We start from the raw sequence: 15,075 nt of genomic DNA, 5'->3' as shown, positions 1-15,075 counted from the left end.
TTGAGTAACATTGATTGCCAAAAACTCAGACTCATGAAACCTATAGCTTTTGTTTTAACTTTATTATTTTTTGTAGTCACATCCTATGGACAGGAGAATGGAGTGTATTCATCAATTGAAGAAGCTTTGCAATCCCCTGAAAAAGTAATTAAACTTTCCCTTTATGACCAGAAACTTACCAGTTTGCCTAAGGAAATTTCTACTCTTACCAAATTAAAAGTATTGGACATCAGCAGAAATAATTTTAATGAATTTCCAGCTGTCATTACAAAATTAGCCGGCCTGGAAGAACTTTATTTTAGGGGAGGGGATAGTTATATGGAAAAATTCCTGGAAGAAGACATTTTCTTTATGGATAGCCTTCCAGAAGGGTTATTCAACCTGAAAAAATTGAGAATACTGGATTTAAGGTACCATTATATCAGGGAAATTCCTTCTGCCATAAAGCAGCTTACACAGCTGGATGAATTGCACCTTTTTCACAATGAGCTAAGTCCTGAAAGCGTGAAAAACATATGTGCACTTCAACAACTTGATGTGCTGGATATTGGTGGAAACGGGCTATTAACCCTGCCCAAAGAATTTTCGAATTTTCAAAAGCTGAGCTATTTGGGGCTTGATAATAACTGGTCGGAGGGAGTGCCTGTGGGGGAAACTCTGGAAGAATTCCCAATGGTTATTTGTAAACTAAACCAATTGGAAGAACTTCATCTCATGGGGCAATTGTTGGAGGAGATTCCTGAGGAAATAGAGAATTTAACCAAGTTGAAAGTACTGAATTTGTTTGTAAATAATTTTAAGTCCCTTCCCGAATCTGTTACCAATCTTTCGGAATTGGAAGAACTCAATATTGATGTGATGTGTATTGGTAGTCTTGGGGAAATTTGTGCCTCATCCTTTACTTTTCCCCGAGATATTTGCAAGTTGGAAAAGCTCCAAAAATTCTACTTTAGCGAACGAAAAATTAACTCGGGAGAATTAGAAAAATTAAAATGTTTGCCTAATTTGGTGTCTGTTGAATAAAAATTAACCTATGACAGGACCAGACAAACACACGAAATTTCCATTAGCAAACTACGAGCGTCTTTGTTTTTTAAAAAATATCATCACCAATCCTAATATCATTGTAGGAGATTATACCTATTATGATGATTTTGAGGATGTTCAAAATTTTGAGAAGAACGTAAAATACCATTTCGATTTCACCGGAGATAAACTGATTATTGGCAAATTCTGCATGATTGCTTCCGGAGTTTCTTTCATCATGAATGGGGCTAATCACCTGACTGATGCTTTTTCCACTTACCCTTTTGCTATATTCGGGAAAGGTTGGGAAAATGCCATGGAGGGAAGGGAATATCCACATAAAGGAGACCTTATCATTGGGAATGATGTCTGGATTGGACATAATGCCACGATTATGGCCGGGGTGAAAATTGGGGATGGCGCTATAATCGCTACCAATGCGACTGTGGTGAAAGATGTTCCTCCATATACCGTAGTAGGTGGAAATCCGGCCAAAGAAATTAAAAAACGGTTTGCTGATGAGGTGATTGAGGAATTACTAAAACTAAAATGGTGGGATTGGGAAGTAGAAAAAATTACCAAATACCTGCAGGCCTTGACAGGGAATGATATTGAGAAATTGAAATCTATTATTTAACTGAACTATAAACTATTCACCTACCATGACATCCAGACGTTCTTTCTTATCCCTTTTGGGGAAATCTTCCGTATTTGCTTTTCTTCCCTTTCCCATCCAGCATTTTTTAAATGAACAAACAGGCAAGGAAGGCAATCAAATCGAAGCGATAGAAATCCTAAAATTGAGTGGTACCTACAATGGTTCAAATTTCCAATATCAGGCACAACCATTACACTTATATACTGAACACAGACCGGAGCCTTATCGGGAAGAAAATAAAAAATCCAATCCATGGAAAATGACGCATCATTACCTCAGGATAAGAACAAAAGAGGGATTGGAAGGAATTTATGGGTATATTGATCCTGAAGCCATTAATCCAGTGATGGATCAGTTAAGAGATTTTTTGATTGGCCAGGATGCGCTTGCCGTAGAGCAGATATGGGATAAAATGTACCGAAAAAACCGACATGCCCGAGCCGGACATTTTATGATGGCAATTAGTGCCATTGACAATACCTTGTGGGATTTAAGAGCTAAAAAATTTGGTGTGCCAGTTTATCAATTACTAGGAGGCCAGGAAGTAAGTTCTGTTCCGGTTTATGGAAGTTGTCTGGGTTATACCGTAGAAAAAGGCAAGGCAGGGCCAAGAGCAAAGGCACTTTTTGATGCAGGTTTTACCCACCAAAAATGGTTTCTGGCTAACGGAATTGGGCAGGGCACGAAAGGCCTTCAGGAGAACATTGAATTGGTGAAAGAATTGCGAGAAGCAGTTGGTTGGGAGGCCGAGTTAATGTTTGATGCTTTTATGAGTTGGAATTTGCCTTACGCTACCTCATGGGCAAAAGCAGTAGAACAATACAGTCCGGCCTGGATAGAAGAAGCTTTCCCTACCGACAGAATGGAAGAATTTAAAAGTTTAGCTGAAAAAACCACCATTCCTGTAGCGACTGGCGAACATTTTTACAACCGATGGGAAGTGATGCCATTTTTAAAAACAAAGGCCATTCAGGTGGTTCAGGCAGATCCGGAATGGTGTGGTGGCGTAAGTGAATTGGTGAAAATTTGCCATTTGGCAAGTGCATTTGGGGCAAGAGTTTTCCCCCATGGACATAATCTGCATGCGGCTATGCATGTAGTGGCAAGTCAATCGCCAGCGGTTTGTCCCAGGGCAGAATATCTGATCAACCATGTCCCCTCAAAAATGCATTTCCAAAAGAATCCTCCATTAACAGAAAACGGGCAATTACCCATGACTACAAAACCAGGTTTTGGGATTGAGTTCGATGAAAGTAAGGTGGAGAAAATGGAGGTGGGGTAATGGTTTTTTACCAATTAGAAATTTGAGGTCAGGTGTTGGAAATTATTCAAATGGATTAAGGACTGGAATTGCATTTTGGCACACGCGTCACGCGTTATCCAGCGGGTGGCGTAAAACATTAAATCAAGCTATTAAATGGAAAGGATTTTTGTTTTGTAATCCTAATAATTTAGCTTGGTTAGGTAAAATTAGGACATGTGAAACTTGTTCGCTAGCTTAAGTGACTTTAAAATTTTGAGTGAGAATAAATTATGACTGTTATTTTATGACTTTAATTTACTTGTCGTTTTTGATTTTTTCCTTCCTGTGTGTATATCATCAAACCTTGACCTTATATAAAATATATAATCCTAAAGAGGAAGAAGTAAAAATTGGTAAAATAGTAGGATTTAGAGATGATAGTGAAGATGGGGATTGGATTTGCCATATGAAAATTGAATTTGAAGATAAGGGGAAAATTATTCCAAAGGAAATAAACATAGGGAATTTAAAATATTTTTGGGAAGAGGGGGAGTCTGTAAAATTAATAATTTCAGAAGAATCAGACCAGGGAATTATTCTATTAGATTTAAGACAAAATATTCATTTTATTCTATTATTATTAGGTGGGGTAGCTGTATTTGGCTATTCTGTTTTTAAGTTAATAACCCAAGCAGCATACTAGCGCAAGTGTCCACTTGTACTTTAAAATGTGTTCAGCGTCTCGCTGAATTATAAAAAAAAGGATTTTTTTCGAGCAGGTGTATGCATTTTAGCATACGCGTCATGCATACTTAAGCTCAATAATAATTTTGTTTTATTCTCTCTCAACCTCATCCAATGCAGCCCTCACTTTCACTAGCAGTTTTTCAATTTTTTGAAAGGGATCGCCTTCCCCGAGGGTTTCCAGTGGTAAGTAACCACGGTATCCGGCTTTTTTGATGATCCTGAATAATTTCACAAAATCCGTGGGGGTTTCTTTTCCATCTATCCAGACGTTTTCCTTTATCTGCCAGGTAACTGCGTGCTTAATGTTTTGCGCTACTTCCAAATAAGGATCTTTTTGCCTGTAACTCCCAATATCAAGATTTTGCCCCAACCATGGAGAATCAATCATTCCAAAAAGTTGATCAACATCATCAGCAGTTTTCAGAAAACCATTGTGGTTTTGGATGGTAACCATCACCCCAAACTGTCCGGCAAACTGGCAGCAGGTTTTAATGTCCTGAGCCATCCATTCAAAAACCTGTTCTCTGGAATAACCTTCATAAGTTTGATGACCAGGGAATATTCTAACATGAGGACAGCCCATTTTTGCAGAAACCTCAATCCATTTTTTTATCAATTCAATATCTGCCTTTCTTTTTTCCGGATCGGGACTTACAAAATCGTTTCGTACCCCGGTTCCGGTAATGTCCAGTCCTAAAAGAAAGGCTTTTCGCTTGAACTGATAAATGAAATCATCAGAAGGAACGTCAGGATAATTGGGGAAATAGTAGCCTGTAGGGTCAATCCCTTCAAAATTATGTTGGGCACAAAAATCCAGTACATCAAATAAATCAATAGTTCCATCCCTTAAGGGTTTGTTGAAGGAATAAAGATTTAAGCTAAGCTTAAAAAGGTGGGAAAATTTGCCTGGTTTTGTTTTGTTTCCAATATTCGTGGAATAGGGAATAACAGGCAACAAGGCCAGTGATTTGATGAACTTTCTTTTTGAATTTTTCATTTCGATTTAGTTAGCACTTGGACCCCCATTGGCATTCATTATTTAGCCATATGGGAATCTTCTTACGATTCAGTTTTTTTCAATTTATGTTTTTGTAACAACTTTCCCGTAAAAAATCCCAAAGAAAATGGGATACCCAGAATTACGGCAAAGAAAAGAACCACATAAAACAAAACACTGGTTATTAAGCCTTTCAAATGTTCCATGGTATCGTTTACTACTTGTACCGTCAGGGCGCTGGCATCTTTTACTATAGCCTTTCTTTCTCTTAAAATCATACTGTCAATGGCTATTCTTTCTCTTACAATGATGGTATCCATTTGTTTCCGTTCCTGAGCCAGTTTTATCATTGAATTGGCGATTTCCGAATTTAATCCATAGAATAGTGGTTGCATTTGGTCCCTGAATTCTTTGATTGCTTCATCCAGCATTTCAGGACTGGATTCCGCAATGAATATTAAGCGATCAAATTTTCGATTCAGGTCATCTACATATTTTTTAACTTCCACAGAATCTATTCCCTTTTCTTTTAGCATCAATTCTGTATTCCATTTCAATTGCTTGGGAGCACTGGATGAAGTATAATCAATTCGGTTACTCAGGTCGGCTACCACTTCCGAAAGGGTTCCCACTGTATTCACTGCCACACTATCTGGAATTTCCAGAAATTGCAGATATTTTTCCCTCACAGAAGTATGCGCCAGGTTTTCGGGTGTCAGTTGATGTTCTTTTACAAAGTTATTCACAAAAGTAGAATGGCTTTCAAATTCTTTGTCACTCATTAGTTTTCTGGCAATTTCCTCTATCTCTTCGGCATTTTTACTGGCGGCTTGTAATGCATATTCCTGATGGTCTCCAAATAGCGGAGGGTGTTCCTCATTCTGAAAATATTCCTGAATTTCCCTCATAAATGTCCAGGTATCGAGCAAAGCAAGTTTAGGAGAAGTCTGGAATCCGGTTTTTCGAAAACTGGATTGTGCATAAATTTTCCATTTTAAGGCATTTTTTTGTACCTCAGGATCTGTGTTAATCAACATGATAGAATCCGCTGCAATTTCAATTCTATCTGAAGCCTCAGCAATAAAGTACTGAGTCATTAGTCTGGTATTCAGTTCCTTCTGTGAAAGTGGTTTTTGTTCACTTTCAATTTTTACTAATGAGCAGGAATTTAATAATAAAATGAACAGACAAAACAGGCTTCCATAGCATACCAGTTTTTTCAAGGGTGTTTTCATTAAGGGGGTAGAGTTTAAAGTCAAAAAAAGAAAAAAGAGGAAAATTTTTGTTCTCCCGATGAAATTAATAGGAATTTTTGAATAGAAAAATCAAAAAATAAAAATAAAACCATTTCCCAAATCATTATATATGCATTATGCCTGCGCATATCCGATTTTAGAACTTTCAACAAACTTTATGATTAGGTTATTACTATCAGTTACAATTACATTTTTATGCATTATTCCGGCACTATCCCAATCCAGGGTACCCATTGAAGAATATGGAAAAAGAGACTGCCCGGGTGGTTATATAGATTTAGATGGAGAATTCCATGAAGGATTAGTTTATATTTATCCTTTGTATAATGGAAAATTAAATTTTAGAAAGGAACACAATGATTATGCTTTAAAATTAAAATCAGAGGAAATCCTTGGTTTTATTATCGGAAAAGATGAGTTCCATAGTTTGAAAGAAATTCCGATTATTAATTTCTTAGGTTTTAAAAAAGTTCTTTCATGTGGTTTTGGGAAAATGGTAACCTTAGGGAAGATAGAAGCATTTATGGTTTACGTACAAGAATCGAATTATATTACTGGATCGATTGAACTGAATAAAAACATGGTACTTTTTATGGGTGATAAAAAAATTGCCATTCCTATTAACAGAAGGTTAAAAAGAAACAGATTGGAAAAAGTGAAGGATGAACTTAAGCAGTTTTTTGACCAAGATCCTTATTGGACTGAACAGATTGATCAGATTTTAACCAGAGAAAGTGGCTTTGTGGGGATTTACGACCTTGTTGAAGAATACAACCAGGGAGCATGATTTTACTCAAAAAGGGCTTATTCATAGGAAATAAGCCCGGTTTTCAATGCTCTTAAAATTCAAATACTAAACAGTTCCTTGATCAATTTATCAAAATTTTTTGCCTTAGTGTACAACCTGTCGGAGTATATATTTGCCATTAACTTGATGTAGCTGGGATTGCTATCGATAAGCACCTGCTCTATGAGAATATTTCCGTACATCTGGTCTTTGATCTCTCCGGCTTTGGGTATGGATAGAGGTGGCTTCAGGTAATACTTTTCAATCACTTCTACATATTTCTTTCTGTCAAAAATTTTCCTGTCGGATATGCTTAGGTTGTATCCAATATTTAAAGCCCTGTCTTTTAGCAAATCGAAAAAATGCTGGAACTCCTCAGGAGAAATTGAAGGGTGATAAGTGATGGCCAGTCCATTAGCATATCGGGTATTGAAAAGATGAATTTGTAAATCACTTAACCTGTTCCTTTGTTTTTCCCAATAGGCCGTCTGGATTCTGGAAAGTAATGACTTGTAAAGCGCATTATTGAGCCAATAAAAGTAATTGCTCAATTCCTTTGCCCTTCTTTTTAGGGCTTCGGTAATAATTGGTTCCTGATCTGGTAGAATGATACTTTCAGAAAATAACCGTTTAAAAATTCTGTCAAAAAATGCCATTTTAGTTAGATGGTTTTGCTAGTAAACTGTGTTTATTTCCCTTTTGGGAGAAGAACAAGTATAGATTAAATTTATAACGCTTACTTATTTTATCCCTTATTTATATAAGATTGAAAACTGAAATAAAGTTTAGAAAAAGCTAAACTTTAATCAGATCAATCCTGATCAAAGTTAAGATTTTAAATTTTAGAGAAATGAGATTCGATTAAAAATAATTTGGTGTAACCAGGATTAAACATACCTGAATTGAAGAATCCTGTGGACGTTAAAAAAACCAGCCTTTTCAATGGCTTTTCGGGAGGCAATATTTTCGGCCTCACAAGAACAAATCGGGGTTAACCCATTTTCCAGTGCCACTTTCTTTGCATTTTTTAGAGCAAAAGTTCCCAGGCCCTTTCCTCTTTGTTGTTTGTCTACAATCATCCCCAAATCGGCAATTCCGGGTTGTGAATCACTTTTTCTCACCTCAAATGTAGCCAGGGGAATTCCGTTTCTTTCAATACAGAATAATTCTTTCCTTTCTACAAGGTTCTTCAGGTAACCATAAAGCCATTCTTCTGGTGCTCCGGTATTCATTTTACAGAAACTTGTAATCAGGTCCAGTCTGGAAAGGGTTATGTTTCTGGTTTGAGTGTTGGGAACGGGCGCTAAAGGTTCCTTGGAAGTTTCCAGGTTTTTGAAAAGAAAAGTATGGGTACGAATATCCTGAAGGTAGTCCAGGCATGCAGATAAAAATAAGGGATTATTGGTTCCTGCCAATCCATATTGGATATTAAAAATAAATAAAGCCCTTTTAAGTATTTGTTCCGAATGAACTGCAAATTCGGGGAGAAGGTAAAAATTAATTAACTGGTTATCACTGTTTAACATTAAGAATCCTGCTTTGCTATTCCCGTAAAAAATAAAATGTTTCTCAGAATAGGAAAAAAAGGCTTCCCACATCCCATCGAGCGGAAAGGTGAGCGAATGGTAAAAGGACTTTGCAAATTCCTGAATTTGGGAATCCTCAGATACCTTATGAAATTTTATCATTAGTGTTGTCAGGTTATTTATTAAAAATTAAAATCCAGCAGGGCTTTCCACTCCTTGTTTTTTTGTTTTTGCCAAATCAGCACATATTTGCCTGACCCATTGGTTTTGTATTCTCCAACTTCCATTGCCAGATTTGGTTGAACCCAAATGATTTCATCTGCTGTAAGGGTTATGCGGTATCCTGGTCTGGACATATAGTTATAGCGCTCACTTATTTCCTTATGCCCTTGAGAAAGTGTTTCCCTGTGAAAATAATAAGCATCTTTTGTATAACTTCCTTTTAGCAGTTTTTCTGGTTGGTTGGTATTTGCAAGGGTTATCCACTTTTCCCTGGCTTTATCAAGGTTTGGGTTTTGTTTATCTGATGTTATTGTATTGGAAAAAATGGTTTCAAATTCTTTAAGGAAAGCGCCATTTTTTTTGGTCCAGGCAGTAACAAAGGCATATTTAGTTATTTCATTTTCAAGATAATATCCCATTTGGAAAATGTGATTGGAATCCAGTGGGATGATACCCTTTGAATGAAAACTGGTTATTTGAGAAAGATTTCTTTTTAATTCTTCTGCAATATTATTTTTTTCCTGAATGAGTTGATAGTCAAGAAATAGAGCTGCTTTATCGAAATAGATAGAAGACAATTCTCCCTTGTCTTCATTTTTTAAGGCGCTAATCCATTTTTTATTTTCAACATTGAATTGGTCTTGTCCAAATAAAATGGCAGGGCTAAGAAAAAGTAAAGAAATAAAAATGGTAAAATTCATGAAATGACATCTTTTTTTAAAAAATTACCAATTTTTATTTTATAATCCTATTTTTCTACAGTTGGATATGGATAAAGTAAGGAATCTACCGCACAGGCTGCAAAAAAACCAACTGCTCCATTGCTTAAATTTGTAGGTACATTTCCAGGAGTAGTATCCAACAGACTGCCCCTCCAATCAGTTTCGGAAAACATGGCCCTCAGAAAATTATAATATTCAGGAGAAATTGAATATTTCTTTTGTTTCACCCAATAATTAGGATTGTTGAAAATAAGATGATCAGTGGCCACAAATTCGAAGATACCATTTGGCTCCATTAAAGGATGTGTATGAAATGTTTTTGTAGTCCATTTTTTCTGTAAAATCCAATCGGGTAAGTCCGGGTTGGCATCCACAATGGAATCAGGAACAAAAAATGTCACATCGTATTTATTGGGTAAATCGAACCCGAAAAGGTGTGGTCGGTAGGGAAATTCCATTCGCCCTGCCTCTTCCACAAAAGTGAGTTGCTCATGTGAGTTTATCGGCTGCATTTCGTCCTCAGCTTCATAAACTTCCCCATTCCATTCTATTTTAAGATAATATTTTACCCCAACCCCTCCTTTAACAAGACTATCTGTTTGATAAATCCCAGGTGAAACTTCATCCAATTCAAAGTTATTTTGGCCATCAGAAATAGTAACCAGGGCTTTTTCTACTGGTTCAGGGGGCTGATTAACTTTTCCGTAATCAGTAGAATAATGCAATTTTACGGTATGCGCTTTTTGTTCGGAAGTGATGAGCCCTTCTACCGCAATTTTGGCCTGATGCGGAACAGCAAATTCTTCTACAGGAATTTGATCAACACAAGAAGTCAGGTAAACCGAACATGCTATAAGGATAAGAAAGCTGATTGTATTTTTCATGATGATTTGGCTTAAAATTTAAAGTTGTAGGTAATGGCCGGTACAATGCTAAACAGGTATGTTTTCCTGGCTACAATGTGTTGAGGTTCTATTTTCTTCCCCTCATTATTGATTTCGGGTAGGAAGTTTACACTTATGGGGTTTATCCTCCCGTAAGCATTATAAAGGGCAAATGTCCAACTGCTCTGGAATTTCCTGAATTGATTTTTCTTTGCGAATAAAGTAGCAGATAAATCCAGACGATGGTAATTGGGAAGCCGGTTTAGATTTCTTTCTCCGTAGATGGGTACTTGTTTCCCTTCATAATTATAGGTGCCAACTGGCAGATTAATAGCATTTCCAGTACTGTACACCCAATTACCAGAAAACTGCCATCTCGTAGATTTTTGGTAATTAATTACGGCCTTAAAACTATATGGTTGATCGTAAGGCGCATTATATTGCTTCCCTTCATTTATAGCCTCAATTTTAAGGAAAGCTTTCGATAAAGTATAACCCACCCAGCCGGTTAAATTTCCAGTGTTTTTCTTTAGGAAAAATTCAAGTCCATAACTTTTTCCATTTCCTGCCCGAATTTCACCCTCCAGATAGGGGTTTTGTACCAGACTGGCATGGTCAATATAGTCAATTACATTGGCCATATTTTTATAATAAGCTTCAACGGAAAATTCAAATTGGTTGTCTTTTAAATTCCGGAAATAGCCCAGGGAAACCTGATCTCCTATAAGTGGTTCAATGTTGGGAGAAGCAGGGATATGAATATCGAAAGCACTAAAGGAGAGGGAGGCATTGGTCAGGGTTTGTAAATATTGCAAACTTCTGGTATAGGAAAGTTTCAACGATTGATTATCTTTTAACAGGTAGCGAATATTTAACCGGGGTTCTATACCGGAAAAAGTCTGGTAAACTCCTCCGGAATGTTGAACAGAATCCGTTACCTGATAATTTTCATCAAATTGGTACACTTTTGCGTTTCCAATATTCTGAAAAATGGAAAATCTTATGCCATATTCCAAGGCCAGCTTTTCGCCAATCTGATGCTCATTGGCGAGGTAAAACGCACTTTCAAGGGCATTGGTAGTGGGAACATTCTGATCAGGTGTTTCCGGATTATTCCCAGGGTCGAAACGATGGTGTATAACATTTGCCCCAAATTTTGTGGTCAGGTTGGGTTTAACAAAGTAGGTGAAATCAGCTTTTCCGTTCAAATCCCGGATACCTGAATTCCAACTGAAAGTATTTACCGTTTCGGCTTCTGAGAAATAAAGCATTTGATAATGAAAATCACTGTAAATCAGGCTGAAATTGGAAAACAATCTGTCATTGAAAATATGATTCCACCGTAAAGTTCCGGTAGCATTTCCCCAATTCGCTTCGTACTGATTGAAAAACCGGAGAACATCTCTCCCAAAATACCCGGAAAGGAAAACTGTATTTTTGGAATCAATCTTATAATTCAACTTGGCATTTAAATCATAAAAATAAACATCATTCCCACCGTCATTTGGGTCCAGTTTTAAAAATACATCTGCATAAGTTCTTCTGCCACTCAGCATAAATGAACCCTTATCCTTTTTTAAAGGCCCTTCCAAAGTCAACCGACTGGAAATCAAACCAATACCTCCGGATCCTCCAAAACTTTGATTGTTTCCTTCCTTCATCCTCACATCCATTACTGAAGATAATCTTCCTCCATAACTTGCCGGAAAAGCGCCTTTGTAAATTTTCAAATCCTTGAGCGCATCAGGATTAAATACAGAGTAAAACCCGAACAAATGTGCTGGATTATAAACAGGAGCTTCATCCAGGAGCATTAAATTCTGGTCTCGTCCTCCTCCTCTTACAATTAGCCCAGAGGATCCCTCTGTCATGGATTGAATTCCTGGCAAAAGCTGAATCGCTTTAATCGCATCTCCTTCACCAACCAATGCGGGAATACTTTCAATAAATTTCTGATCCAGGGAATGCATAGACATTTGGGCGTTTTCAACATTTTGGTTTTCTTCTTCAGTTTCGGTAGTAACTTCAATTTCCTGCAGCATTTGTTCATTAGGAATGAGGGGGAAATCAAATTGGATATTTTGGTGCAGATCGATTTTTAAAATTTGTCTTTCATATCCAATAAATGAGATAAGTAACTGATATACCCCTTCTGGGAGTGTAATTGAATAAAAACCGTAAGGATTGGAACGAGTTCCCTGTTTAATTTCCGGGATGTAAATATTGGCTCCAATTAGGGTTTCTCCTGTGAGACTGTCTGTAACATGGCCACTTATTGTAAATTTTGAACTTTCATTCTGCTCATCCTCAAACTTTCCTTTTATTAAAAATTTCCGGTTTTTGTAGCCAATTACATATTCCGATACGGGAAAAACATCATTGAGAATTTCAGAAAGGGGAAAGATTCCCTCTTCATAGGAAAAGGTTTTTTCTGGATTAATAGAAGCGGGTGAATAGGCAAAATTGACACCCAGTTGCCGTTCTACCAGTCTAATGATATCAATCTGGTCATAAGTACCCTTTTCAATAATGACGGTTTCCTGCAATAGTTTTTCCTGCCCAAACGAAGAATTTACCATAAACCAAAACAGGAGAAATAAAAGGTTTAAATGCCCGCCAAACCTAATATGTAGCATAAAGTAATTTACAATTTTAATTTTCATTAATTCACTGGTTGATTTTTGTTAATTGCAATTATTTCCATCGATTAGGATTTTATTATTCCCTTTTTGGAATTTAAGATCAAGTAAAAAGCTTAGTTCCTGAATCATCTCATCGAGGCTCAGATCACTGAATTTTCCGGTGAGGGTACATTGTTTTATTTCAGGGTTGGTAAATTCAAACTCAGTTTCGTAGTAATTGGCCATATCTGCAATTACTTCCTGCAATGTGCTGTTTTGAAATGTTAAAGTTTTGGTTTTCCAGGCAATTGCATTGTGATTTGAGAGCTTAGTCTTTTTTATTCCTTTTGGTGTAGAGGTGGCTTTTTCCCCGGGAAGTAAGATTACCTTTTCCTGATTGGTAGAGAAATCTACCTTACCACTGATCAGACTTACTTCAACCATTTCCTCTGAGCCGTCTACATTAAATGAAGTTCCCAAAACCCTGGTAGTTGTATTTTGAACATTTACAAAAAATGGTTTTTTCGGATCTTTCACTACCTCAAAAAAGGCTTCTCCTTCCAGGTTTACCGATCGGTTAATACTTCCAAAATCCTTTTCCCAGGAAAGGCTAGCTGTTTTATTAAGCCATATTTTTGAGCCATCGGGCAGTTCCACCATTTTTATGGCATTCGTTGAAGCGGTGATTTCGGTTTGCTGTGAATCCAGATAATGAATTCCGAAATAGCTAAGGCCAAGTGTGAGTACTAAAACAGCAGCAATTTTATAAACCCAGCTAATTGAGCTGTTTTTGTTTTCGTGAATTTTTAAAACTGGTTGTCTTTCCAGTTTGCTTTGTATGGCTTCCCAGTTCTGAGCTAAGTCAATATGTTGGATTTCCTGAAGTTTTGCACTGCTCTGCCAGATTTCTTTTAGTTTTTCAATGTAATCTAATGCTTCAGGAGTAGAGGTAATCCAACTTTCAATAATTTCCAGATCTTGTGGAGAAGCCTCATCTGAAAGGTACCGAACAAGAATTTCTTCATCAAATGGAATAGCATTTATCATAATCATTCGTCTTATTTCCTACAAGACGATTAACTGAAATGATACACGTATTTAAAATCAGAAGAATTTTAAAAAAAATAATAAAAGGGTGTAGAGATAGTGCTGAAGGTGTTTTCGAAGGTATTTTAATGCCTTGCTGATTTGGGTTTCTACCGTTCTTTTGGATAATTGGAGGTCATTGGCAATCTCCTGATTAGATTTACCTTTGGTTCGGCTAAGCAGGAATATTTTTTGGCATTGCGGTGAAAGTTGAGCAACTACCTCATTAATCTGACTTAAAAGTTCAGCCTCTGCCATAAATTCTTCCACAGGATTAGCCGCAGAATTTCCATCGAAAAACTGATGATGACTTTCCCTTGTTTTTTGGGTTTTCAGGTAGTCCAGGCATTTATTCTGGGTGCTTTTAAAAAGAAAGGATTTAAGGGAAATATCGGCTTTAATATGATTCTTTTTTTCAAAAAAGGTTACAAATACATCTTGCACAAGTTCCTGAGCGAGATCAGTATCTGAAACAAATTTTTGTGCAAAGACCACCATTATCTTAAAATATGCCTCAAACAACTCCTTAAAAGCACTATCATCATTTCTTTTAATGCGTTCCAGAAGTTGTTTGTCTGAATTTTCCAATGGTAATTTTCAGTGCCTATTTAATTAAAATCAATTTTTTTTAGAATGGAGTGGCATTAAGCTAAAATGGATTTGCTTTCCACAATTTTGACTCCCTGACCGTCCAATTCTTTAATTGCTTTTTCCACATCACCAGGCTGAAGATTTACCCCGCGGGAAGCATCTTTTATCAAATACGTTTCAAAGCCTAATTCCAGGGCATCCAGTGCGGTGAATTTCACACAGTAGTCTGTGGCTAAACCCACCACAAATACTTCCTTTACGCCTTTTTCCTTTAGGTAATCTCCTAACCCCGTGGCCTTTTTGTGGCCATTGTCAAAAAAACCGGAATAGCTGTCAATACCTTTATCCGTTCCTTTGGGGAAAATTTTTTCCACCTTTTCCATATTTAATTCCTCCACAAAATCTACACCTCTGGTTCCCTGCACACAGTGAACAGGCCATAATATTTGAGGTAAACCATTGAGGTCGGTAACTTCTCCCGGGTTTTTACCCGGATGATTTGTTGCGAAACTGCCATGATCAGCCGGATGGAAATCCTGTGTGGCAATTACCAAATCGAAATGCTGTTGGAGCTGATTTACAGTGGGAATAATGGTTTCACCTTCGGGAACTGCTAAGGCACCTCCTGAGATAAAATCATATTGTATATCAACTAAAATCAATGCTTTCATAGTGGGAAAATTATTTATTTTGAAGATTAAAAAAGGTC

General features: G+C 37.0%; 15 protein-coding genes. 5 read left to right on the top strand and 10 right to left on the bottom strand.

Translation table 11 applies throughout. The features are described 5' to 3' along the window. Positions 1–33: 33 nt before the first annotated feature. The 4 genes from A3EM_RS0100485 (at position 34) to A3EM_RS0100470 (ending at position 3,630) form a co-directional block, all read left to right on the top strand. A complete protein-coding gene (locus A3EM_RS0100485; RefSeq protein WP_020526189.1) occupies positions 34–1,023 on the top strand; it encodes a leucine-rich repeat domain-containing protein in 990 nt (329 codons plus the stop codon). A gap of 10 nt (positions 1,024–1,033) precedes the next feature. After that, positions 1,034–1,663, top strand: a complete 630-nt coding sequence (locus A3EM_RS0100480; protein WP_020526188.1) for a CatB-related O-acetyltransferase — start codon at positions 1,034–1,036, stop codon at positions 1,661–1,663. A 25-nt stretch (positions 1,664–1,688) separates the two neighbouring features. Then, the gene (locus A3EM_RS0100475) at positions 1,689–2,966 is read left to right on the top strand and encodes an enolase C-terminal domain-like protein (protein ID WP_020526187.1); all 1,278 of its coding nucleotides are present in this window, start codon (positions 1,689–1,691) and stop codon (positions 2,964–2,966) included. A 238-nt stretch (positions 2,967–3,204) separates the two neighbouring features. Beyond that, a complete protein-coding gene (locus A3EM_RS0100470) occupies positions 3,205–3,630 on the top strand; it encodes a hypothetical protein (protein ID WP_211211932.1) in 426 nt (141 codons plus the stop codon). A 132-nt stretch (positions 3,631–3,762) separates the two neighbouring features. Here A3EM_RS0100470 and A3EM_RS0100465 read toward each other — a convergent pair whose 3' ends face one another. Beyond that, positions 3,763–4,671, bottom strand: coding sequence for a sugar phosphate isomerase/epimerase family protein (locus tag A3EM_RS0100465; RefSeq protein ID WP_020526185.1), 909 nt, complete (start codon positions 4,669–4,671; stop codon positions 3,763–3,765). A 62-nt stretch (positions 4,672–4,733) separates the two neighbouring features. Continuing rightward, positions 4,734–5,906: a hypothetical protein gene (locus A3EM_RS0100460; RefSeq protein ID WP_020526184.1), complete on the bottom strand. Its 1,173-nt coding sequence runs from the start codon at positions 5,904–5,906 to the stop codon at positions 4,734–4,736. 178 nt (positions 5,907–6,084) lie between these two features. Here A3EM_RS0100460 and A3EM_RS0100450 point away from each other — a divergent pair, with 178 nt between their 5' ends. Continuing rightward, complete coding sequence (locus tag A3EM_RS0100450) at positions 6,085–6,714, top strand: hypothetical protein (protein ID WP_020526182.1); 630 nt, start codon at positions 6,085–6,087, stop codon at positions 6,712–6,714. Between the two features lie 59 nt (positions 6,715–6,773). Here A3EM_RS0100450 and A3EM_RS45350 read toward each other — a convergent pair whose 3' ends face one another. The 8 genes from A3EM_RS45350 to pncA all read right to left on the bottom strand — a co-directional run bounded on the left by A3EM_RS45350 (position 6,774) and on the right by pncA (position 15,037). Beyond that, the gene (locus tag A3EM_RS45350; RefSeq protein WP_020526181.1) at positions 6,774–7,370 is read right to left on the bottom strand and encodes a hypothetical protein; all 597 of its coding nucleotides are present in this window, start codon (positions 7,368–7,370) and stop codon (positions 6,774–6,776) included. Between the two features lie 231 nt (positions 7,371–7,601). Beyond that, the gene (locus A3EM_RS45345) at positions 7,602–8,402 is read right to left on the bottom strand and encodes a GNAT family N-acetyltransferase (RefSeq protein ID WP_020526180.1); all 801 of its coding nucleotides are present in this window, start codon (positions 8,400–8,402) and stop codon (positions 7,602–7,604) included. Positions 8,403–8,422: 20 nt separating this feature from the next. Beyond that, the gene (locus A3EM_RS0100435; protein WP_020526179.1) at positions 8,423–9,163 is read right to left on the bottom strand and encodes a Cif family virulence factor; all 741 of its coding nucleotides are present in this window, start codon (positions 9,161–9,163) and stop codon (positions 8,423–8,425) included. Between the two features lie 47 nt (positions 9,164–9,210). Then, positions 9,211–10,068, bottom strand: coding sequence for a DUF4249 family protein (locus A3EM_RS0100430; RefSeq protein ID WP_020526178.1), 858 nt, complete (start codon positions 10,066–10,068; stop codon positions 9,211–9,213). Between the two features lie 11 nt (positions 10,069–10,079). Then, complete coding sequence (locus A3EM_RS41100; protein ID WP_020526177.1) at positions 10,080–12,731, bottom strand: TonB-dependent receptor; 2,652 nt, start codon at positions 12,729–12,731, stop codon at positions 10,080–10,082. Positions 12,732–12,752: 21 nt separating this feature from the next. Beyond that, a complete protein-coding gene (locus tag A3EM_RS0100420; protein ID WP_026210012.1) occupies positions 12,753–13,742 on the bottom strand; it encodes a FecR family protein in 990 nt (329 codons plus the stop codon). A gap of 51 nt (positions 13,743–13,793) precedes the next feature. Beyond that, the gene (locus A3EM_RS41095) at positions 13,794–14,363 is read right to left on the bottom strand and encodes an RNA polymerase sigma-70 factor (protein ID WP_020526175.1); all 570 of its coding nucleotides are present in this window, start codon (positions 14,361–14,363) and stop codon (positions 13,794–13,796) included. Between the two features lie 56 nt (positions 14,364–14,419). Next, positions 14,420–15,037 carry a bifunctional nicotinamidase/pyrazinamidase gene (pncA, locus tag A3EM_RS0100410; protein WP_020526174.1) on the bottom strand — a complete coding sequence of 206 codons (618 nt, stop codon included), beginning with the start codon at positions 15,035–15,037 and terminating at the stop codon, positions 14,420–14,422. Positions 15,038–15,075 lie beyond the last annotated feature (38 nt).

The sequence above is a fragment of the Flexithrix dorotheae DSM 6795 genome, from assembly GCF_000379765.1.
GTDB classification, from domain to species: Bacteria; Bacteroidota; Bacteroidia; order Cytophagales; family Flammeovirgaceae; genus Flexithrix; species Flexithrix dorotheae.
Note: the sequence above shows the minus strand (reverse complement) of the source record. Positions and strands in the feature narration are given on the sequence as shown.